This is a genomic window from Rubrivivax sp. JA1055, assembly GCF_020966565.1.
GTDB lineage: Bacteria > Pseudomonadota > Gammaproteobacteria > Burkholderiales > Burkholderiaceae_C > Rubrivivax > Rubrivivax benzoatilyticus.
Genome location: NZ_JAJKFP010000006.1, coordinates 1,107,347 through 1,127,804, shown reverse-complemented (window position 1 = coordinate 1,127,804; position 20,458 = coordinate 1,107,347). Strand labels below are relative to the sequence as shown.

The 20,458-nt window shown below is 67.1% G+C and carries 17 protein-coding genes; 5 read left to right on the top strand and 12 right to left on the bottom strand.

What is annotated here, in order from left to right:
• Positions 1-326 precede the first annotated feature (326 nt).
• From LOC65_RS14535 to LOC65_RS14515, 5 genes are read left to right on the top strand one after another with little or no spacing between them, the layout of a single operon-like run.
• Positions 327-2,294, top strand: coding sequence for an ATP-dependent endonuclease (locus LOC65_RS14535; RefSeq protein WP_230248300.1), 1,968 nt, complete (start codon positions 327-329; stop codon positions 2,292-2,294).
• A complete protein-coding gene (locus tag LOC65_RS14530) occupies positions 2,291-4,198 on the top strand; it encodes a UvrD-helicase domain-containing protein (protein WP_230248007.1) in 1,908 nt (635 codons plus the stop codon). Before LOC65_RS14535 ends, LOC65_RS14530 begins: the two co-directional genes overlap by 4 nt.
• A gap of 28 nt (positions 4,199-4,226) precedes the next feature.
• Positions 4,227-5,441 carry an ABC-three component system protein gene (locus LOC65_RS14525; RefSeq protein WP_230248002.1) on the top strand — a complete coding sequence of 405 codons (1,215 nt, stop codon included), beginning with the start codon at positions 4,227-4,229 and terminating at the stop codon, positions 5,439-5,441.
• The gene (locus LOC65_RS14520) at positions 5,438-5,953 is read left to right on the top strand and encodes a three component ABC system middle component (protein ID WP_230248000.1); all 516 of its coding nucleotides are present in this window, start codon (positions 5,438-5,440) and stop codon (positions 5,951-5,953) included. The genes LOC65_RS14525 and LOC65_RS14520 overlap by 4 nt, the downstream gene beginning before the upstream one ends.
• Positions 5,950-7,896: a DUF3732 domain-containing protein gene (locus LOC65_RS14515; RefSeq protein WP_230247999.1), complete on the top strand. Its 1,947-nt coding sequence runs from the start codon at positions 5,950-5,952 to the stop codon at positions 7,894-7,896. The genes LOC65_RS14520 and LOC65_RS14515 overlap by 4 nt, the downstream gene beginning before the upstream one ends.
• Positions 7,897-8,125: 229 nt before the next feature.
• Here LOC65_RS14515 and LOC65_RS14510 read toward each other — a convergent pair whose 3' ends face one another.
• The 12 genes from LOC65_RS14510 to LOC65_RS14455 form a co-directional block, all read right to left on the bottom strand.
• Positions 8,126-8,773 carry a hypothetical protein gene (locus LOC65_RS14510; protein WP_230247997.1) on the bottom strand — a complete coding sequence of 216 codons (648 nt, stop codon included), beginning with the start codon at positions 8,771-8,773 and terminating at the stop codon, positions 8,126-8,128.
• A 450-nt stretch (positions 8,774-9,223) separates the two neighbouring features.
• The gene (locus LOC65_RS14505) at positions 9,224-9,673 is read right to left on the bottom strand and encodes an H-NS family nucleoid-associated regulatory protein (RefSeq protein WP_230247995.1); all 450 of its coding nucleotides are present in this window, start codon (positions 9,671-9,673) and stop codon (positions 9,224-9,226) included.
• Between the two features lie 32 nt (positions 9,674-9,705).
• A complete protein-coding gene (locus LOC65_RS14500) occupies positions 9,706-10,770 on the bottom strand; it encodes a DUF1173 family protein (protein ID WP_230247992.1) in 1,065 nt (354 codons plus the stop codon).
• A gap of 4 nt (positions 10,771-10,774) precedes the next feature.
• Complete coding sequence (locus LOC65_RS14495) at positions 10,775-11,929, bottom strand: LPD7 domain-containing protein (protein WP_230247984.1); 1,155 nt, start codon at positions 11,927-11,929, stop codon at positions 10,775-10,777.
• A 36-nt stretch (positions 11,930-11,965) separates the two neighbouring features.
• Positions 11,966-12,592 (bottom strand): OmpA family protein, encoded by a 627-nt coding sequence (locus LOC65_RS14490; protein ID WP_230247981.1) that lies wholly within the window; start codon positions 12,590-12,592, stop codon positions 11,966-11,968.
• Between the two features lie 18 nt (positions 12,593-12,610).
• Positions 12,611-14,554, bottom strand: coding sequence for a type IV secretory system conjugative DNA transfer family protein (locus tag LOC65_RS14485; RefSeq protein ID WP_230247979.1), 1,944 nt, complete (start codon positions 14,552-14,554; stop codon positions 12,611-12,613).
• A complete protein-coding gene (gene virB11, locus LOC65_RS14480; protein ID WP_230247977.1) occupies positions 14,551-15,639 on the bottom strand; it encodes a P-type DNA transfer ATPase VirB11 in 1,089 nt (362 codons plus the stop codon). Before virB11 ends, LOC65_RS14485 begins: the two co-directional genes overlap by 4 nt.
• Complete coding sequence (gene virB10, locus LOC65_RS14475; RefSeq protein ID WP_230247974.1) at positions 15,639-17,000, bottom strand: type IV secretion system protein VirB10; 1,362 nt, start codon at positions 16,998-17,000, stop codon at positions 15,639-15,641. Before virB10 ends, virB11 begins: the two co-directional genes overlap by 1 nt.
• Positions 16,997-17,869, bottom strand: a complete 873-nt coding sequence (locus LOC65_RS14470) for a TrbG/VirB9 family P-type conjugative transfer protein (protein ID WP_230247973.1) — start codon at positions 17,867-17,869, stop codon at positions 16,997-16,999. Before LOC65_RS14470 ends, virB10 begins: the two co-directional genes overlap by 4 nt.
• Before the next feature lie 23 nt (positions 17,870-17,892).
• Positions 17,893-18,660 carry a virB8 family protein gene (locus LOC65_RS14465; RefSeq protein ID WP_230247972.1) on the bottom strand — a complete coding sequence of 256 codons (768 nt, stop codon included), beginning with the start codon at positions 18,658-18,660 and terminating at the stop codon, positions 17,893-17,895.
• A gap of 20 nt (positions 18,661-18,680) precedes the next feature.
• Positions 18,681-19,376, bottom strand: a complete 696-nt coding sequence (gene virB5 / locus LOC65_RS14460; RefSeq protein ID WP_230247971.1) for a P-type DNA transfer protein VirB5 — start codon at positions 19,374-19,376, stop codon at positions 18,681-18,683.
• Between the two features lie 22 nt (positions 19,377-19,398).
• Positions 19,399-20,457, bottom strand: a complete 1,059-nt coding sequence (locus tag LOC65_RS14455; RefSeq protein ID WP_230247970.1) for a type IV secretion system protein — start codon at positions 20,455-20,457, stop codon at positions 19,399-19,401.
• Position 20,458 lies beyond the last annotated feature (1 nt).

The following is a 20,458-nucleotide window of genomic DNA, read 5'->3' as shown; positions in this document are numbered from 1 at the left end:
GCCCGCAAGTGGTCATGGTTGATGCGTAGCCTGTGACCGGCATATTGGCTATCCGCCTATGCGAAGGCGGTGGGCGACCGGTGTGCAGCGATTCCGGTCCTACGCTTCGGTTGGGCGTACTACCGCTTTCTTTCGCTCTGAGACCAGCGGCTACGCCGGAGCTGATCGGGCCCTGGCGAATGCGTGCAATGACTTGCTACCATCTGTCACAAGGCAAGCGTTCAAGCCAGAATCCGGCGTCGCCAGAAGTGCCAATGCATGCATTCCGAAGTCGACGGTAGATCTGGCGCATAGGAACAATAAATGGCAACCAGGGAGCGGTGCCAATGCATATCGAAAGTGTCGCCATCACTGGATTCCGGTGCTACGGCCCGCAGACGGTCATCCATCTCAGCTCGGGCCTGACCGCGTTCGTCGGGGCAAATGCTTCCGGCAAGACAGCGGCACTCCAAGCCCTCATGCGCCTGTTCGGGGTGACCCGGACGCTGCGCACGGTCGTGCTCTCTGACTTCCATGTGCCACCCACCGAGACCGAGCGTCCCAAATCGCGGGCGTTGACAATCGATGTGAGGCTGAGTTTGCCGGAGCTGGCGGACGGTAGCGCCACTGCGGCGATGGTGGCTCCAGTATTCCGTCATTTACGTGTGGAGCGACCCGGTGGTACTCCGCTGTGCCGGTTGCGGCTGCGCGCTCGCTGGGATGATGACGGTACGGCCGAAGGTACTGTCAGCCAGGAGTTGAGTTGGATCCGGACCGCCGAGGCCATCGTCCGCGACGACCAGGCGTTGCCGGTGGCGCCCGCTGAGCGTGGCTTGATCCAACTGTTCTACACGCCGGCCAGCCGAGATGCAGCTCCGCAGATTCGCGCTACGACCGGGGCTCTGGCCGCGAGGCTACTCAGGGCGATAGAGTGGTCATCGGGGACTCAGGCCGCGGTCAACGCCGCCACGGAACAGCTGGCGTCCGCTTTTGGCGGCGAGAGGGCCATCCAGGCCATCAGCCAAGCGCTGTCCCAGCGCTGGGACGCCCTGCACAAGGGCGACATCGACTGCGCGCCGGAACTCAGCTTGACCAGCCGACGCTTCAACGAAGTCATCGCGGGCATCGGTGTGATGTTCAAGCGCGGCCCAGCGGGCCAGGACCGCGGGCTTGAGGCCTTGAGCGACGGGCAGCAGTCCCTCTTCTATTTTGCGCTGGCAGCGGCCGTTTTCGATGTGGAACGGGCTGCAGTGGCAGGCCGGATCGATGGGTTCCGGTCCGAGGAACTCAGCGTGCCTTCCCTGACCCTCTTCGCGGTCGAGGAGCCGGAGAACCACGTGACTCCGTACTACCTCGCGCGGATCCTGATGCAGATTCGCAGTCTCGTGGAGACTGGTGCCGGGCAGGCCTTCGTCAGCAGCCATGCGCCCTCGGTGCTCGGGCGCATCCCGCCCGAAGACGTGCGCTATTGCCGACGCCATGCGGCCAGCGGAATGTCGACCGTCCAGCCCATCCCGACGCCCGCCAGCAACGTCGAGGCGATCAAGTTCGTCCGCAATGCCTTCCTGGCCTTTCCGGAGCTGTACTTCGCGCGTTTTGTTCTGCTGGTCGAGGGTGACTCCGAGCGCATCGTGCTGCCGCGGCTGGCCGAGGCCCTGGACCTCCTGGTCGATCCTTCGTTCGTGGCCATCGTGCCGCTTGGTGGCCGCCATGTGAATCACTTCTGGCGGCTCCTAAAGGGACTGGGAATTCCATATGCGACGCTGCTCGACCTCGACTTGGGGCGCGACGGCGGTGGCTTTGGCCGCGTCAAGAACGTGCTGCAGCAGCTGCTTGCAATGGGAACCTCTCGTGAGCAGATCATGGCCATTCGTGGCGGAGCGGTCCTGACCGACGAGCAGTTCGCAACGATGGACACCTGGAATGTTGCGTGCCTCCAAGGCTGGCTCGACCATCTGCAGCGCTCGTCGTCGGTCTTCTTCTCCTGGCCCTTGGATCTCGATCTGGCCATGCTGCACGCCTTCCCCGCCGCATACGCAGCCACCATCGAGGGGACGGGACCTCGCATGACTAGCGAGGCTGCCGCCCAGGTTGTCCTAGGAACGGCGGGCACCGGCCTGGCCGACTACATCGGCGAGGCCCAGCCTTTCTCCGCCCACATGGCAACCTATCGCTATCACTTCCTAACTCATAGCAAGCCCGCCACCCACCTCCGCGCCCTGGCGCACATCGATCTGCCCGCGTTGCGGGCCGGCATGCCACCGGTGCTCCGGAGTGTGCTGCAGCACATCGCCGCCCAGGTGTCTAAGCTGTGAGCACGGCGCTGCCGCCGCGGCGCATCCCAGCGGCCGACTGGCTGCCGGTGAGCGTCTACAACCTTGAGCCCAACGCGCTGACTGTGGTGCGCTCCAGCGAGCACTATTCGGTGCTCGCTGGACCGGGCGCCGGAAAAACGGAGTTACTGGCGCAGCGGGCCGCCTTTCTTTTGCAGACAGGCGCGTCCCCTGCCCCGCAGCGAATTCTGGCGATCAGCTTCAAGCGCGACGCCGCGCGCAACCTAGCTCGCCGCGTGCGCCAGCGCTGCCACGCGGATCACGCGCGGCGCTTCGACTCGCTGACTTTCGACGCATTCGCCAAAGGCCTTGTCGATCGCTTTGGCCAAGCACTGCCGGACCGCTGGCGGCCGACACCCGACTACGACATTCTGTTTCCCAAAAAGCCTTACTGGATCGACTTCCTGCGGCGTGCGGCGCAGGCGCAGGACAACCCGTTCGGAGCTGTGGCCGTTCAGACTACCCCGGCCACCGCGTTCGAGCGGCGCCATGTCCTGGATGGCCCCCTGCCGCAAGCTGGATGGTCGTGCACCACAGCCGGTCGGTGGGCAGGTCAGTACTTTTGGGATCAACAGTTGCGCAGCTTCGAGCGCAGCTACCTGACTTTCCCCATGCTCAGTCGCCTGGCCGAACTCCTAGTCCGCATCAACACAGCGGTACGCCATGCTTTGGCCCTAACATATTCGCATGTGTTCATAGATGAATTCCAGGACACCACCCAAGCCCAGCTCGATCTGGTCCGGACGATCTTCCTTGGCACCTCGACGGTAATGACTGTCGTCGGCGACAACAAGCAGCAGATCATGCGTTTCGCGTTTGCGATGAAGGACCCGTTCGATTTCTTTGAGCGGTCCTTCGCGGCGAAGCGTATCCCGCTGTTTAGCAACTACCGCTCATCGCCCGAACTAGTCCGCATTCAGCACGTATTGGCGCAGGCCCTGGATCCGAACGCAGTGCGCCCCGAATCCAAGGCCAGGGCAACGATCTCTGACGGCTGCTGTTCCATCTGGGAATTCTCTAGTACACGCGCAGAGGCTTACAGGCTCGCAGCCTACGTCGCGGAGCAAATGCGCGAGCACGGCCTGCAGCCCACCGATTTCGTGCTGCTGGTCCGGCAAAAGGCCGAGGACTATGCCAATGTGCTGACACCCGCTTTCGCCGGTTTCGGCATCCATGTTCGCAACGAAGCCGCCTATGTTGGCAACCAGATGTTGCAGGATTTGTTGACGGAGCCGCTTTCGGAGTTGGTGCTCGTAATGCTGCGCCTGGCGTGCGCCGCACGCGGCGGCTCGAGTTGGATCGAGGCACAGTATGCGTTGGCCGAGTTGCGCGGCGTTGAGCCCACCGATGATCGGGCCCGGCGCGCGCTGGCCAGCGATCTGGATGGCTTTGCCAGCGCATTTCTCCGACAGTACCCTCAGCCCCCATCCACCGAAGCACAAGCCCGGTCCATGGTCCTGGCAGTGCTGGCATTCCTGAACCCCAATGCCTTAGTTGCTGCACACGCGCCCTATGGCCAGGGAAAGTGGTTCGCCGAGGTGGAGAGCAGCGTCGTGCGGCACCTACTAGCCAGCGCCGCGAAAACGCATGACTGGTGTGCGGCGCTGGACGCCTATGACGGCACCAACGCTTTGCCCCTGATGACTCTGCACAAGAGCAAAGGGTTGGAGTACCACACCGTCATTTTCGTCGGGCTCGATGACGACGCCTGGTGGAGTTACACCCAGGACCCGGTCGATGCAACTGCTGGATTCTTCGTCGCATTCACTCGGGCCAAGCAGAGGGTGATCTTCACCTACTCGCCTGAGCGCGGCCAGCGAACGAAGGTCGCGCCGCTTTACAAATTGCTCGACACAGCTGGCGTGCCGCGCGTTGCCGTGGCGTAGCTCGATTTCAGTACGTGAGGCATTCACAATGATCCCGCCCAGCATCTCGACCTTCGGCGCTGCACCGTCGATGGTGGGCTATCTGTACCAGGTCCGGCTCGCCCTGCTATGGGCAGTCCGCCGCAGCCGTATGGGCGACTTCGTCGTTAGCCTAGAAACACTAGACGACGTGAGTTTCGAGGTCGGCGGAGAGCCGCAGGCGGTGCTGCAGGCCAAGCATTCGCTGAAGGCGGCGGCGAACCTGACGGATCTGAGTGCCGAACTCTGGAAGACGCTGCGCGTCTGGCTGGTCGGTCTGGCCACCGGTGAAGTTCCGCTTGGCACGGCGCGCTTCCTGATCACCACCGCTGCGGCCGTGCCCGGAAGCGCATGCGCCGCCCTGGGTATCGAAGGCCGCGATCGCAACGTTGCCGAAGCTGCCAAGCGCCTGAAGCATGCAGCGACCAGCTCCACAAGCAGCGAGCTCAGGCCATCTTTCGAGGCCTACCTCGCGCGGGAGGAGGCTGAGCGCGAAGCTCTGCTGGCACAGGTGTACGTGATCCCGTCGCAGCCCGACGCCGTCGAGATCACAGAGCAGTTGCAGTCTGAGCTCTACCATGTCTCGCTAAACCATCAGGCGCTGTCGGTGCAGATGCTCGAAGGTTGGTGGTTCAAGCGGGTATTGAATGAACTGGTCCACCCAGAGGGCGGCATCCCTCGCGCCGAGATCGACGCGCAGATCTCGGACATCCAGGAATCGCTGAAGCCCGACGCACTGCCGATCGATGAAGACCTCGACGCGTTGATGGTCGCGCTGGAACAACTCCCGGAGTTCGCTGATCGCCCCTTCTACAAACAGGTCGAACTGGTTAGCGGTAGCCAGCTACGCATTCGCAACGCCATCACGAGCTATCTGCAGGCCTTCCGGCAACGCTCGGCCTGGACCCGCCACGACCTGCTGTTCGATGCCGACCTGGACAAGTACGACAAGCGTTTGCAGGCCGAATGGGAGCTGCAGTACGGCCAGATCTGTGACGAGCTCGGCCCGGACGCCACCGATGCGGCAATGGCACAGGCGGGCCGCGCCCTTCTGAAGTGGGCGGAAGACGCCCATATCTCCATCCGTTCGGGTGTCAATGTCCCTTGGGTCTGCCGTGGTTCGCTGCACATGCTCGCGGAGGACATGCGCGTGGGCTGGCATCCACAGTTCGAGACCCGGCTGAAAGCCGCTCTCGACGCGGCGGCGCAGAGGAAGAGGACATGACGGCTTGGCAGGATCGCACCATCGAGCAACGCAACCTGCTCAACCCCGCTTTCTGTGCCGTCGCGATGTGGCATCTCGCGCGTGGCTACGCCACCGAGGCAGCGACGCTCAGAACAGGCCAGGTGGCGCTGCCGTTCGAGCTGTCATTCGTGGGCGCGAGCTTCGTCCTGCGTGGCCAGACGCGAGAGCAGTTGCCCCACACTATCACGAGTTCGCTTGCCACATGGGTGCACGATCACCCGCTGGAGCGATCGGCTGTCGCCAAGGGCGTGGTCGTGTTGCGGCAGACGGTCCGCGAGGCTTTGCTGTTCGGCGCGCAGCACCAACTTCTCGTGGTGGATGGCCGCTGGATTGCCGCCGGCGAATCGCAAACCAGGAAGATCACAACCTACTTGAGTGCATCGAGCACTGAGGTGAGGGACTGCATGCGCCAGGCGGTGTTCGTCGGTCGATGGCTGTGCAAAGCGGGGGCGCCCCCAACCGTGTTGGCGCTATTGGGAGTTCAAGCATGATTCAGATTCGCGCCGTGGTGATCTACAGCCACGACGGACGCCACCGAGTGGTGCCCTTCGAGCCAGGCCGCGTCAACATCATTTCCGGAGACTCGCGCACGGGCAAGTCAGCCATCCTGGGCATCATCGACTACTGTTTCGGGGCCAAGGAGATTGACGTGCCCGAGGGCAAGGTCCGCCGCAATGTGGCCTGGTTTGCGTTGCTGCTGCAAACACCCAGAGGCCAGGCCTTTGTGGCGCGGCAACTGCCGACAGGGGACGGCAAGTCCAACGAGAAGGTCTACGTTCAAACCGACATGGAGGTCGACATTCCTCCGGCATCGGTTCTGCGTCAGACGACCAACCGAGAGGGACTGCGTTCGCTGCTGGCCTCCTGGGCCGGCTTGTCGGACTACCTGCACGAACCGCCGCCAGGGCAGACGCGCGACGCGCTAGCCGCCACCATCAGCCATGCGCTTACCTTCTGCTTCCAATCGCAGAACGAGATCGCGCAGCGCAAGCACCTGTTCCATGGCTCCAGTGATCGATTCGTAGCGCAGGCGATCAAGGACACCCTGCCGTACTTCCTAGGCGCGGTCACCGACGACTACGTCGCAAATCAGCAGGAACTCAAGCGCATCCGCGCCGAGATCCGCCAGATTGATCGCCGGCTTGCGGAAGCCGCCGCAATCCGAGGCGATGGCGTGGGCCGTGCGGACACGTTGCTGGCAGAAGCCAAATCGGTCGGAATGAGCGAGCTTCCTGACAGCGCATCTTGGCAGGAGAAGCTCGATACGCTCCGCGAGATCCAGAACAGGCCAGTGCCTTCGGCGGCTGTAGAGGTCGACGGCGGCGCCGAGTTCCGGCGGCTTTCCGCGGTGCGTAGCGAACTGCTGCAGGAGCAACGCAACTTGCAGTCCACGCTTGAGCGTGCCCGCAGCTTTGAGGGCAGTTCCAAGGGCTATTCGGCGGAGGCCCGAGAGCACACAGCACGCTTGCAGGCAGTTAGCGTCTTCGAGCATGACCAGCCAGGACAATCCTGCCCGTTGTGTCTGCAAGGGTTGCCCGAAGCCTCACGGGTTCCGTCCATCGGCGACCTGCGCGCCGCCCAGGACTACATCGGCGAGCGCAGTGGCGCGGTGGATTCGGCGACCCCGCGCATCGAGACCGCTATCCAGGATGTGGAGACCAAGCTCTCGGATGTGCGGCGCCGCATGGAAGACAACCGCGTCCTGCTGACGGCGGTCAAACGGGGCAACCAGCGTCTGCAACTGGCCTCGGACATGGAAGCGCGACGGGCCATGGTGCTCGGCCGGATTAGCCTGTACATGGAAAACATCCCACAAATGCCGGACCTCAGTGAGCAGCAGGTGCGTCTGAAGGAACTGCGGCTGCAGGAGGGGCTGCTCGATGAGGCAGTCAGTGCCGACACCATCCAGGCCAAGATGGAGTCATGCCTGTCCAACGTCAACCAGTATCTGTGGAAATACGCCAAGCAGATCGAACTGGAGTATTCGGATACACCCTTGCGCCTGGACCCACGCAACCTGACCATCGTGGCGGACACGCCGGAGCGGCCGGTGCCGATGCGCGAGATCGGCAGTGGCGAAAACCATGTTGGCTACCACATCGTGGCTCACCTGGCCCTGCACACCTGGTTCGCGAGCCGCGCTCGGCCAGTGCCGTCCTTCCTTCTACTGGATCAGCTGTCGCAGGCGCACTTCTCGCCGGACACCGTACCAGGCGAGGGTGTGACTCAAGAGAAGATCGACACCGATCGCAAGGCCGTGAAGCGCCTCTTCGGCCTGATCTTTGACGTGGTCGCCAGCTTGGACGGCAAGTTTCAGGTGATCATCACAGATCACCCTGACTTCGGAGATGACACTCGCTTCCAAGCCGAGCTGCGGGAGCGCTGGCGTGACGGTCTTAAATTGGTCCCCGAAGATTGGCCGCGCGCTTCCTAGGCGTATCAGTGCAGCCCCACTCTAAGAGTAGCGAATGAATGACAAGAGCGGGAGCAGTCATTGAGGGCCAAACGCCGGACGACTGTACTCAGTCTCAAGTGAAAGGCCAGCCCACTTCAGTCACTGCGAAAGATGCCAGCCCACACACAAGGCCCGAGCCTTCATCGGTGCCCAGAAGCACATTGTCTACGGGCGCCAGGGGCAACATCAGGGTTCTGTCAATCAAGTCTCAGACGGGCAGTTCCTCGCAGCCCGTCGCCGTGAGGTACGCCGCGCGGACGATGCCGCCAACTGTACGAGATCGACCTGCGACTTCGCCGATAGCGCCGGCGGCCGCTTGAGCTAGGATTCTCGCCCCGACCTGTTCGTCCGGTGGCAGGAATTGGATTCTCTCGCGGACTGCGTCCATGACATTGTGGCTCGCCGCATCGTCAGTGCTGAAGATTCCGAATGCCAGATGTTTTTGATTGGGACCGGTTACTAACATCGCGTGCCCCTTCCTCTGGTCGACAAGGCCGACGTACGGCTTGTCAGCCTCGTCAACGCCAGCCAGCAGGACGGCTGCCCGGAAGTGGTTGTGGTTCGCGTATTCTGAGGGATGCGCAGTCTTAAGAACTGACCAACCGAAGTCGAGACCTTCAGCAGCTGCCGCAATAACCTCGCGAGGGCCGCTTGCATTTCTTTCCCTTACCTCTTGCACTGCTCGCCGGCTCACCATCTCGACACCGCCGATGACGGCTAGCAACCGCTGGTGAACGTGCTCAAGCTTGTTGCAATTGTCGTGCGTTGCGTCGGCTACGTTCAGTGCGTTCGTCACGCGCCCATCAGCGACCGCCACAACGCCCCGGCTCAGGACGATAGCCAGTCCAATTGTCATACAAGTTCCTCCTCTTGCGCGTATTTTGATTGATCCTTGTTCGAGCGCGCCAGGGTCGGCTCTGGCGTACTGATCGATTTTGCGCCTCCTCGACAGGTTCAGGCTAATTGCTTACTGGGGCCGGGCAAGCCAGGTGTTGCAGGGGCGTTCGCAGACCTTCCTAGAATCGAACGTTTGCAGTGAAGGTGAGTCGCCGCTGGCCGCTCACGAAGGCGGCCGCTTGATGTTCTGCGCGTTCTCGTCGTGAAGCGGGCATCTCAGAGGTGACGCGCCGAGCAGCGGCTTTTGGCGCAAACTGTCTTTAACGCGCCCGACTCCGAACAGGCGAGTTCAGTCTTGACTTGTCTGTGACCAGTCCGCAGTGGCCGTTCGTCGCTTCGAGAGGGGATGTCGCAGACCTGCGTCGGCATGTCTTCGAAGAAACCGCTGTGCGTCGGTCCGAGCCCGGGGTCAGGAGTCTTCTGCCGCTGTTGAAGCGTCCGCGCGAAGCTCCGCGACGCGATAACCTTCCTTCCCGAGCGCCCGGCGAAGCCATTCAGGCTGCGCACCCATCCCGTTCCACGACTCGCCGGTGACCGGGTGCCGGTACTTGACGGCTGGCGTCGCGTCGGGTCGCGCGGGGCTTGGCTGGCGCCCGGTGAGTTCTCGCGGCTCGATGCGCCAGAACTCGACCAACTGTCGGGCGACATGGAGGGCGCGTTCACGGGCGTGTCGAAGCGCTTTCTCGGCCTTGCGGGTTTCGACGAGCACCTGTTTCTCGCGCTCTCGCTCGACCTCGTCCAGCACCCGGCGAAGGTCCGTCTCGCTGATCCGGTAGCGGCTCACAAGCTCACGGACCTCTCGGGCGGCGCGCTCGCGCGCGGCGGCGCCCATCTCTTCCGATTCCGGCAGAAGTTCCAACGTCCGATTTCCCAGTGCCATTGCGCGAGATGCTACGGGGTCTTGGCTTCGGCCTGGCGCTCGATGGTCATCTTCGCCGTTCTCCGCGCGGCTGATTGCGTATCGGTGGAATCGCGGGCGGCGAGCAGCGGGACCAGGATCTTCTCGAAGCGCTTGTCCTCGGCGACAAGCTTGTCGAAGAAGGTCCGTTCGTCCTCGTTTGCCACCGGGATCCAACCCGAGTTGCACGCCATCAGCGCAAGCTCAAGCAGTGCCGGTGGTCCTGCGGTGGCAGCGACCGCAGTCGCCCCGGCGACCAGGTGCACGTCCGCGTGAGCGCGCCACAGGGCAAGCTCGTCACCGAACCTGGCTTCCGCAGCTCGAAAGGCCGCTTCGCGAAGGGCGAACGGGCGGTCCGGCAGATGCTTCAGCCAGACCTCGACGAAGCCACCGGCGTGGCGCAGCGCCTTGATCTCGCCGACCACCACCATTAAGGGCGACTCGCTGCCGGCGCCGCTCATCGACCGCCATCGGGCCTCACGCCGCTCGCGGATCTGGTCCGCACGTGCGACGTTGAAGACCTCCGGCACGTACAGGCGTTCGGCGAGCATGCCGGTGTGCGTGCGCGTCTGCCGGGCGGCCAGCAACAGGTGGCGGCGAACGACGCCCCAGTGGCGCTTGCCGGCGAAGCCCGGATGCCAGCGGGTCAGCTCGGCGCGCGTCCAAAGCTCGTGCAGCAGCGCGAGCAGCGAGATGCGGTTGTCTGGGGCGACTTCCTCGCGATGGTCGGCAGCCCCTCCCGGCAGACCTGGAGATGCCGAAGCGGGCTTCGATACGCCGGGCGTCACCCCCGTAGCAGTGGAAGCGGCGTCCCTGCCGCGGTGGTCGCGCTCCGGGCCCGGCTCGTGGTGCGGACAGTCCGGCGCGTGCTGCCAGCCCGACAGCGGCATGCGCTTGACCAGCAGGCGGGCGCCATGCCGGGCCAGGTACATTGGCACGCCACCTGGCACGCACAGACACAGCGGCCGGTCGTCGCGATGGTGTCCGGCCGCCATCGCTTCTTCGATCCCCGCATAGACCGGCTGCCTGCTCGCCACGACCATAGTTGCGGCGTGCATCGCCTCACCTCGTCGGCTGCGTGAAGGCGCGCTCCACGGCTGGCACGCGCGACGGATCTCGCGTCGGCCTGGGTTCCGTGCGCCGCGACGGCGCCTGTGCGTCGTAGACCTTCACCCGGTGCGTCTCGCCGTCACGCATCCGCCTGGCGAGGTTCTGTTCGGCGGCGGCCATCACGGCAGCGCGCTGTTTCGGTGGAACCTTGCGGTCCACGAGCACGGCTTCCAGCGCCGCGAGAACCGCCTTGCGGCCACCGCCGCCGCGGCCCGTGTTGCCTTTGGCCTTGGCGCCTTCGGAAGAGGATTCGGCAGGCGAGGAGAACAGTTCCCTCGCGGGTTCGATGCGGTTGTGCTGGCGGGCCTCGCGCTCGCGCTGCACCAGTTGCAGATCGGCAGCATCGGGCTCGTAACCCAGTGCGCGCACCCCGCGCACCGTGGCTTCCATCCAGACCTGGCGCCTGAACGTGTCGCTGCCCGTGACGCGCAGCGCCTTCCAGTTGCGCGCTTCGGCGACGTCCACCATCGACCGTGCGATGGAAGGGTGGTCCTGATCGGTGGTCAGCTTGAACGCCGTCTCGGTGAAGGCCACGCGCTGCACGTCGCCCCGGAAGCGGTACTCGGTACGGCGAAGCGGCGTCAGGTCCCCGGTCAGCGTCGCGTGTTTGACGACGTAGCGCTCGTTGAGACCGGCTTCGATCTCGGCGGCACGGGCCGCGCGCAGGGCCTCCAGTTCATCGCGGGCCGTTGGCGCGGTGGCAGGCTTGGGGGCTTCAGTCTGCGGTGGTGTGTCGCGGCCTGCGGTCTCGCGCGGGGCGGCGCGCTTGGCGGTGGTTCCTGCCTCGTCGCTGACGGCCTGCTCGGGTGCGGGCGGGTGAGGGCGCAGCGTCGGCTGCCGCTCCCAGTGGCCGCCGATCTTGTGGATTGGCGTGCGGGACCCGTCTTCGCCCACGGCGACGATGCGCGTGGCCTGCAGCCGGTCGGCGTGCGCGACGATCTCCTTCATCGTCGGCGCGCGATAGGTCGTCTCGTTGAGCGGGTCACGCAGCTCGAAGGTCTCGCCTCGCTGTGGCGGCGTCTGGGCGCGTGCCTTCGCGATGGCGGCGCGGTCTGCGGGTTCGACGCTGCCGCCTCGGTCGCGCCCGGTGGTGCTGTCCTGATCCATGGTCACCTCGCTGGCGTGCGCTGCACGCGTTGAAGCTCACGGGTTTGCCGGTTGGCCGGTGGCGACGAACCGCGGCGCGGTCCGGTAGATCTCGATCTCGACCCGGCGGTTGAGCGCCCGCCCGGGTTCCACGCCGTTGTCGCCCGCGTGGTCGCCGACAGGCTGCCAGGTGGCCCGGACGCGGGCCGGGTCCGCTCCGGCCCGCACCAGCCACGCGTGAACGGCCGCAGCACGTTCCCGCGCAACACGGCTCTCGGCAGCGCTCTCCCGGTTGCCGTCGGTGCGGCCCCGCAGCACCACCAGCGGCGCGTCGCGTGCGGCCTCCGCGATCTGGCGCGCTTCGTCGGCCGACAGATCCAGATCGCTGCTGCCGGAGTGGAACCGCAGCACGAAGATCGTGTTGGCTGCGGGTGGCGTCGCAGCGGCGGCGCGCGCCTGCGTCAGCACGGCCTGGGTGCGGACCACGTCAGCTTCGCGCCGGGCCTCGGCTGCGGCGATCCGGCTGTTCTGCAGGCCGCTGCGGCAGGCCTGCAGTTCGACGGCGGCAGCCGTGTTGGCCGGGCGCCGGCTGGCTTCGTCCGCTTCGGGCGGCCGTGGCGGCGCCGAGCCGCAGCCAGCCATCACCGTGGCAGTGAACGCGATTGCGATGAGGGCAGGGCGCATGGTGGTTCCTCCTTGGCGTCATTCGCAGATCACCTGCTCGATCTCGCCTCCGTCGGCGGCCTTCGCCACGCGCGTCTGGGCGAAGAAGGCGTCGACGACTCCGCCGATCTCTTCCGGCCCGGCGTCTTCGGCGAGCGGGGGCACCGACGAGAAGTCGTGCGCGAGCTGCTCCAGCGAGAACCCGTCGTCCGGACCGATCTCCTCGGGCGCTTCGCTGACGCGCCGCTGTACGCGGGCGAGATGCAGTTCGACGTCCATCGCCGGCACCGCCGGCGCGGGCCGCAGCCGGTCGCGGAAGACCGGCTCGCGGTGATAGCGGATCTTGTCTGCCAGCACCGGCTTGCAGTTCTCCAGGATCAGCACCAGGCGCTCGCTGCCCAGTTCCTTGAACTCCTGCGGCAGCAGCAGCGGGCGGCGCTGGTCGCTCTCGTTGCGGCTCACCGTCGTGTGGCTGCGCATCCCGAGGGCCCGGCTCCGGCCACGCGAGGTCGCGCGCTCGGTGAAGGTGCCGAGCATGGCGCTGTACTCGTCGGCGTCGCGCTGTTCGCGCGGGGCGTAGAGGATCTGCAGGCCGTGGTTCGTCGCGAAGGTGCGCGCTTCCTTGTCGCCGTAGACGGCGTCGAGCTGCGACATCGCCTGCACCACCGTCAGCAGGCGCACGTTGTAGCCGGCCAGGAAGGCGGCCGCGCTGGTCAGGATGCCGACGCGGCCCATTGCAGTGAACTCGTCGTTCACCAGCAGGCACTGGTAGCGCAGCGAGGCGTCCTCCTCGGGCCGGGTGCGCGTGTTCAGGCTGACGACCTGCGAGAAAAACAGGTTGAGCAGCGGCCGTGCGCTGGCCAGCCGGTGCGGCGGCACGCGCACGTACACCGACATGCGGCGGCGGCGCGGGGCCTGCAGGTCGAAGTCGTCGGCGCTGGTGGCGGCGTCGACCACCGCATCGGCGAAGATCGTCAGCGGCGCATTGAAGGTCGCGACAATGCTGGAGAGCGTGTTGTCGGAGTTGCCCAGCAGCCGCTGCAGCGCATCGGCGCATTCGTCGCTCAGCGGGTTGTCTGCTTCCCGCCGCCCGCGGAGGGTGTCGTTGAGGTGCTCGCGCAGCGAACGCCCCTGGCCGGAGGACTGGCGCAGCAACTCGCCGATCGTGCGAGGCAGGTCGGGGCTCTCCAGCAGCAGCAGCCCGAGCCCGAGGAACAGGTTGCGCGCCTGGTCGTTGAAGAAGGCTTCTGACGAGGTGTGGCCGCCGTCGCTGGGATAGAGCACCTGGCCGATCTCGAGCAGGTCGCCAACGCGATGCAGCGGGCCGGTGCGCACGTGCGACAGTGGGTTCCAGCGGTGGCTGCGGCCCTGCTCGTCAAACGGCGAGAAGGCGTAGACGGCCTGTCCGCAGGCGACCCGGAAGCCCGCCGTGATCGCGTGGATCTCGCCCTTGATGTCGAGCGCGATGACCGAGTCCGGCCAGTTCAGCAGGTTCGGGATGACGATGCCGACGCCTTTGCCGCTGCGCGTTGGCGCCGAGAGCATCACGGACAGCTGTCCGGGCAGTGCGAGGTAGCGCCGGCCGAGCCGGCCCACCAGGATGGCCGGGCCGGAGGCCGGCGTGGCCAGCAGACCCGCCGCCGCGATCTCCGCGCCGGTCGCAAAGCGGGCGGCGCTGTGCAGAGGCCGCTTGCGACGCATGGCGGCGAGCAGGGCCGCAGGCAGCACGACGAAGCCGACGGCGGCTGCGCCCGTGCCGGCCACGACCAGCCTGCGGCGCAGCACCGCGTCGTCACCATAGAGCTGCCAGTAGTCCAGGTAGGCCAGCGGTCGGGCCTGGCGCACGTCCGCGCCGCTCAACAGCAGGAAGAGAGCAGCCGACGCGTGCAGCGCCAGCGTGCCCAGCAGCGACATCGTCACGACGCCGAAGGTGAGCGCGGCCACAAGCCGCGCACGGGACCAGCCGGCCAGCGCGCCGTTCATTGACCGCCTCCCGGGGCAACCGTGCCGCTGGCCAGCCGCAAGGCCCTCGGCTGGTACCGCAGTTCGGAGACATGCCGGCCGCGCTCGTCGTGCTCGATCTGCACGATCACGTCGACGACCATCGAGAGCAACTGCTTGATCTCGTCGATGCGCAGCCCGCCGCCGGCGCCGCTCTCGCGGATCATCAAGGCCATCTGTTCCAGCGCGAGTGCGCAGCTACCGGCGTGGGCGGTGGTGATGCTGCCCGGATGCCCCGACGCCGCCAGCCGCACGAAGGAGAAGCACTCTTCGCCGCGCAGTTCGGCGAGGAAGATGCGGTCGGGCCGCATGCGCAGGCAGGCCTCCAGCAGCGACTTCGCGCTCACGCGTGCGGTGCCCTGCGCGTCCTTGCTGTAGAAGAGGTGGACGGCGTTCGTGTGGCCCGCCAGCTCCAGTTCGGCCGTGTCCTCGATGGTCACCAGCCGTTCGTGGCGCGGTACCTCTTCGCACAGGCCTTTCATCAGGCTCGTCTTGCCCGAGCCGGTTCGGCCGCTGACGACGATGGTCTGGCGTTCCCGCACCGCGAGTCGCAGGAAGTCGGCCCAGTGGCCGCGGTTCTGCAGCTCCAGCAGCCGCTGCTCGAAGGGCTGAAGGCGTTGGGCACGGTCCCCTTCTGGGAGCGCCGCCCTGGCGAACAGGCCTTCGCGGTCGAAGTCGTCCAGCGTCCGGATGACATCGGCCGGGCGGCGGATCGTGATGGAGACCGTCCCGCGCGTCACCGCTGGCGGGATGACGAACTGCGCACGCTGGCCCCCGGGGAGCGTGGCCGACAGCAGCGGGCGTTCCTGGTTGACCTGCTGGTCGGTCCAGGTGGCCACCGCGGTGGCCAGCGACAGGCAGCGTTCCAGCGTCATCTCGGGCGCCGGCAGGGTGCGCCAGCCGTCGCCGGTCTCGACCAGCAGTTCGCCAGGCCGGTTGATGCAGACCTCCAGCACACCGGGTGCGTCCAGGTGCTGTTGCAGCGGCCGCAGGAACTCGGTGACCGATGTGGCGTCGCCGTTCCAGGCAGCTCCGTCGTGCCGGCCGGCTTCGAGGGCGGCGTGCATCACCGCGGCTCCAGCGGCCCGCCGGGCTGCAGCTCGTAGACCGACGAGAAGTCGACGTCCCGTGCGACGTAGATGCCGACGATGCCGCCCTGGTTCTGGTAGATCAGCGGCGGGATGTTGATGGTGCTGTCCAGCACCTTCTCGGCCAGCTTGCTGGTGTTGCCGGTGGTCGACGGCAGCACGATCGTGTCGGCATCGCGCTGGCTCGTCTGGTTCTGGACGACGAGCTGCACCGAGTCGTCGATCAGCGACAGCAGCATCGCGGCGCCGATGCGTTCGCCCCAGCGGTTGTCGACATGACCTTCGATGCCGGACTCGCCAAGCTGGCCGGTGCCGGGCGACTCGACGTCCACGGTGATGCCGTGCGGCGTGCGGATGCGCGTCCACAGCACGGGGATGCGCACCATGCCGGGTCGCACGGCATTGATGCGGTACTCGCCGTCCAGATGCGAGCCGCGCTCGATCAGCAGCACGCGGCCGTCCTCGCCGTAGACGTTGCGTTGCACCTGGCAGCCCACCATGCCCGAGGTCGCGCTGATGACGCGCGTCTTGAGCGCGCAGGTGAAGGCGGTGCCCTTGGGCAGGGTCAGGCTGCGGTTTCCCAGGGTGCCGGCGGCCACCCGCGGTGTTGTTGAGCCTTCAAGCTGGCCTCCGAAGAGGGGGCCCTTCGTGGTGCCTGCGTTCGGGGGCACCCGAGCGGAGGCACTCCCGAGCGGGCCCCCCATCGGGGTGCCTGCCGAGGAGGGCGCCGACGGGTCGAGCGAGCGCATCAGCTCGCGGAGCTGGCGCTGGTAGGCGTCCAGGTTGCGGCGCGTCTCGTCGAGCGGGCCCTCCTCGGGGCGTCCCTCCGAAGAGGGGGCCGCCGTTCGGGGGCCCTCGGAGGGGCGGCTCGTCACCAGCAGGACGGGGGCGTCCTCGGGCGCCGTCGACCGAGGCGCAGCTTCCACCGAACGGGTGTCCCCCGTTCGGCGGACGCCGATCGGCTCAGCCGGCAGATCGGCTGCCGGGTCGATCGCCGGCACCAGAGGGCCTGCCTGGGAACTGGGCGACGCGGTCCGTGCCGCGAGGTCCAGGCGCTTCGGCTCCGCCGTGGCGGCCGACGGCCGGTTCGCGGCCGGTGCCTGCTTGGGTTCGCTCGACGTCGCTCCGCCCGCGCCGAAACGCGCGATCGAGACGCCGAACACCGTCACCAGCGAGACGACCAGCAGGGCGACTGCGAGCAGCCCCTTCCTCGACATCGCCGGGCCTCGTGCCGTGGCGACGTTCGGGATGCCGGGCTCACCCGGCAGCGGCTGCACGCGGCCCTCCTCCGGCTCGGCCGGGTCGGATGCCGGCGGCGTGTGGGTCGCGTCGTTCGTCATGGCCGCTCTCCTGTCTCGGGCTCGCCGGTCGGTTCGCCGGGCGACTTCAGGACCCGCGCCACGCCGGGCACCGTGGTGCCGTCGACGGGCGGCCGGCCGTCCAGGTCGAATGCGTCGTTCCAGACCCCGACGACGGCGCTGCCCGCCCTCAGCTTCAGCAGCCGGCTGACGCGATCGACGACCAGCAGTTCGCCCTCCATGCGGCTGTTGACCAGCGTCTCGCTGCCGTCGCCGAGCACATGGAAGACCGCCGGCACCTCGCGGTTGCCCGGGAAGCGGAAGTAGGTGAACCGCCCGTCGTCGAAGACCAGCGTGGGCACGATGTCGGACGAGCCGCGGCCTTCTGCGATCGAGTACGAGGCGTTGACCACCTCGGGTGCCGCCAACAGGCGCCCCTGCAGACGCTCGGCATCGGAGGGCGGATCGGGAAGCGGCAGCGGCGCCGCTTGCAGGTTGGCGCTGGCCCCGCGCGACGGGCCGATCGGCGCCGGCGGCGTCACCTGGAGCCGGTAGACGGGCTCCCGCCGGTCCTGATCGGCCAGGACGACGAAGCGGAACGCGTGCATGCGGCGGTCGCTCACGACGGCGACGTTGTTCGGCACGGCGGCGCCTGCCTTCGGCTTCACGAAGATGCTGCGGTCGCCGGCCTGGGCCGTGATGCACCACAGGGCCTCGGGCTTGGTGCAGTCGCCGCCCTGACCGGCGGCGAGTTGCCGGATCACCTCGTCTTCACCCAGCAGCACGTGCGTGACGACACCGCGGCGCACCTGGACCGTGACCACGGCGTTCGCGTCGTAGACCACCGTGCGCAGGCGCGCATCCGTCGCGGTGGCCGGGGCCGCGACGCAGACAGCCAGCAGCGAGCACACGAGCCAGTGCAAGCAACGGCGGCTCACGGCTTGCCTCCGGTCGTGCCGATCTCCGGATCGGAGCGGTAGGCGGTGACCACGAAACCGAACGGGTTCTCCAGCCGGTCACGCTCGCGGGCCAGCACCTGCGGCTGGTACTCGTAGACGATGCTGGCGACGTGGCGCGTCGTCACGTCGGGCAGGGCGCGCTCGGTGAGCCGGACGACCTTCTCGTAGGTCACCGTGCCTTCGCCGCGGTTGCCGCTGCGGCCGGTGGGCGACAGGCGCACGCCGACGATCTGGATGCGCCACTCCTCGGTGGCGCCGATCTTCTTCTGCAGCGCTCCGTCGCCCTCGAACAGCCGCGTGTAGTCGGCGAACACGGTCGGCACGGCCATGCGCGCGACCTGGTCGAAGTCACGCTGCAGCCACATCCAGCTGTAACCCTCGCGCGCCCGCACGAAGGTCGCGAGGTTGTGCTTGTCCAGCGCTTCGAGACGGGGAATGGTCTCGACGTCCAGGCGCTGCTGGATCGTGGTCTCGCCGGTGAGGCGGTCGACCACGATCGGGATCTCGACGATGCGGCGCAGCGGCCCCTGCACGAACACCGCCGCGATGCCGATGACGCCGAAGGCCGCGGCCACCCAGGCCACGCGCCATGCACGGCGCTCCGAACGCTCCAGCATCAGCGCGCGGTCGAGTTCCCAGTCGCGGTTGGCGCGGTAGGGAGCATCGTCCGCCGCCTCGGGAATGGCCGTGTCGGCGTCATCCGGCCATGCAGCGGCCTTGCCCAGGCCGGGCACTGCTTTCATGGGGCGTCTCCTGGGGGCTGCTAGGGCAGGTAGGCGGACATCCGGCCCGTGCGGCCGAGCGTCTCGTACTGGCGTTCGCGGTCACGCGAGCGCTGGATGCGTTCCTCGCTGTCGGCCATGGCCTGCAGCATCTGGATGCGCGTCAACTCGTGCGCGAGCTGGGCGTTTTCGGCGCCGATGCGCGACTGGATCTCCAGCGCGCCCTTCTGGTCGGTGGTCGCGTCCACCTGGGACATCAGCGTGCGGATCTGCGCGATGCGGCCGTTGGCGGCGCCCATCGCGTCCTGCAGCAGCCCCTTGTGCTGGTACGGCCGGGCGAGGTCGGCCTGGCAGCGGATGCGGGCGTCGCCGGCCAGGTCCTCACAGTTGTAGACCAGGCCGGCGTCACGCAACGCCTTCGCGGTGCCGGTCAGGCCGGCGTAGCCGCGGCTCTGCACCGCTCCCAGCAGGGCGGGGGCGTCGGGCGGCACGTAGTCGTTCAGCGTTGGGTCGCTGGCGATCGTGCCCAGGCCTCGGTAGCCGTTCATGCTGCCGAGCTGGTGCTGCAGCTCGGAGATCTGCTGCAGCTGGTTCTCGATCTGTGTCACGGCATGCAGCACCTGTTCGATCGACTGCGCGAGGTTGGCGCGGTCGAAGACCGGGATGCCCTGCGCGTGGCTGGCCAGCGGCGCCGCGGCGACCGTCAGGGCGATGGCGAGGCGCTTGAACGGGTTCATGCGGGACTCCTTCAAGGACGGGTCAGGCAGCGCCGCGCTGGGCGGCGAGGCGATAGGCCGGCAGCCGTGGGGCGGCCTGTCCGGCGGGAGCGCGCAGCGCGCGCGCGGCCGAGCTTGCGGCGCGGCCGGCCGTGTAGGCCAGACCGCCGCCGGCGCGCACGGTGTTGGCGAGCGCGGCCGGTGCACCGCCGCGGGAGGCGGCCACCGAGCGCAGGCCGGCCACCATCAGCACGTTCTGCAGCATGTGCACGCCCTGCTGCACCGCGGCACCGCCGGTGAGCGCCGCGGCCAGCCCCGGCGCCTGGAAGCAGACGATGCCCATCAGGATCATCACGATGCAGTAGCGCGTGGCTTCCGACAGCACGTTGAACGCCTCGCCCAGGAAGCCGCCGCCGGAGTTGATGGCCAGGAAGATCTGGTTGCCGGCGAAGGTGCTGATGCCCAGCGCGAAGAACGCGAACCAGGTCAGCACGACGGCGTTCAGCAGCATCGACAGCCAGCTGTCGAAGAAGCGCTGCGTCGGCCGCCACGCCAGGCACAGGATGAACAGCGGGCCCACCGCGATGACGAAGGTGAGGAAGACCTTGGACAGCGACACCACGAACAGCGTGATGCAGAGGAACACCACCGACCCGATCGAGAACACGCCGGCCGCGAACAGCAGGTCCAGCCGGAAGATGCTGGCCTCCTTCATGATGTCCGACACCTGCTCGCTGGCCCGGTCGTTGAACTGGTCCAGCAGCGCGTAGGGCGAGCTGACGACGGCCGGGTCGGCGCCGGCCGGCACGAAGGTCGACGCGACGCCCATCGCCAGGCCGTTGGCCGCGTCGGCGACGTTGCCGACGTAGAAGCCGGCCTGCAGCGCGAACGCGAAGACGAAACCGATTCGCACGACCTTCCAAAGGAACGTGGGCAGCGTCTCGGGCACCTCGTTGCGCAGCACCGCCCAGCCGAACAGCAGCACCCAGAGCGTGAACACGGTCAGTGCCAGCGGCGCAAGCGCGCTGGCCAGCGCCGAGACGACGCCGAGCACGTAGCCGCCGAGCAGCGTGTCGAGCTGGGAGCCGAGCCAGGTGAACATC

What these genes read in the sequence shown, in the direction of transcription:
- virB10 (WP_230247974.1), bottom strand. Translation starts at nt 17,000, where the DNA reads ATGACGAACGACGCGACCCACACGCCGCCGGCATCCGACCCGGCCGAG.
- virB11 (WP_230247977.1), bottom strand. Translation starts at nt 15,639, where the DNA reads ATGCACGCCGCCCTCGAAGCCGGCCGGCACGACGGAGCTGCCTGGAAC.
- LOC65_RS14520 (WP_230248000.1), top strand. Translation starts at nt 5,438, where the DNA reads ATGACGGCTTGGCAGGATCGCACCATCGAGCAACGCAACCTGCTCAAC.
- LOC65_RS14465 (WP_230247972.1), bottom strand. Translation starts at nt 18,660, where the DNA reads ATGAAAGCAGTGCCCGGCCTGGGCAAGGCCGCTGCATGGCCGGATGAC.
- LOC65_RS14510 (WP_230247997.1), bottom strand. Translation starts at nt 8,773, where the DNA reads ATGACAATTGGACTGGCTATCGTCCTGAGCCGGGGCGTTGTGGCGGTC.
- LOC65_RS14490 (WP_230247981.1), bottom strand. Translation starts at nt 12,592, where the DNA reads ATGCGCCCTGCCCTCATCGCAATCGCGTTCACTGCCACGGTGATGGCT.
- LOC65_RS14535 (WP_230248300.1), top strand. Translation starts at nt 327, where the DNA reads ATGCATATCGAAAGTGTCGCCATCACTGGATTCCGGTGCTACGGCCCG.
- LOC65_RS14525 (WP_230248002.1), top strand. Translation starts at nt 4,227, where the DNA reads ATGATCCCGCCCAGCATCTCGACCTTCGGCGCTGCACCGTCGATGGTG.
- LOC65_RS14485 (WP_230247979.1), bottom strand. Translation starts at nt 14,554, where the DNA reads ATGAACGGCGCGCTGGCCGGCTGGTCCCGTGCGCGGCTTGTGGCCGCG.
- LOC65_RS14500 (WP_230247992.1), bottom strand. Translation starts at nt 10,770, where the DNA reads ATGCACGCCGCAACTATGGTCGTGGCGAGCAGGCAGCCGGTCTATGCG.
- LOC65_RS14515 (WP_230247999.1), top strand. Translation starts at nt 5,950, where the DNA reads ATGATTCAGATTCGCGCCGTGGTGATCTACAGCCACGACGGACGCCAC.
- virB5 (WP_230247971.1), bottom strand. Translation starts at nt 19,376, where the DNA reads ATGAACCCGTTCAAGCGCCTCGCCATCGCCCTGACGGTCGCCGCGGCG.
- LOC65_RS14495 (WP_230247984.1), bottom strand. Translation starts at nt 11,929, where the DNA reads ATGGATCAGGACAGCACCACCGGGCGCGACCGAGGCGGCAGCGTCGAA.
- LOC65_RS14455 (WP_230247970.1), bottom strand. Translation starts at nt 20,457, where the DNA reads ATGTTCACCTGGCTCGGCTCCCAGCTCGACACGCTGCTCGGCGGCTAC.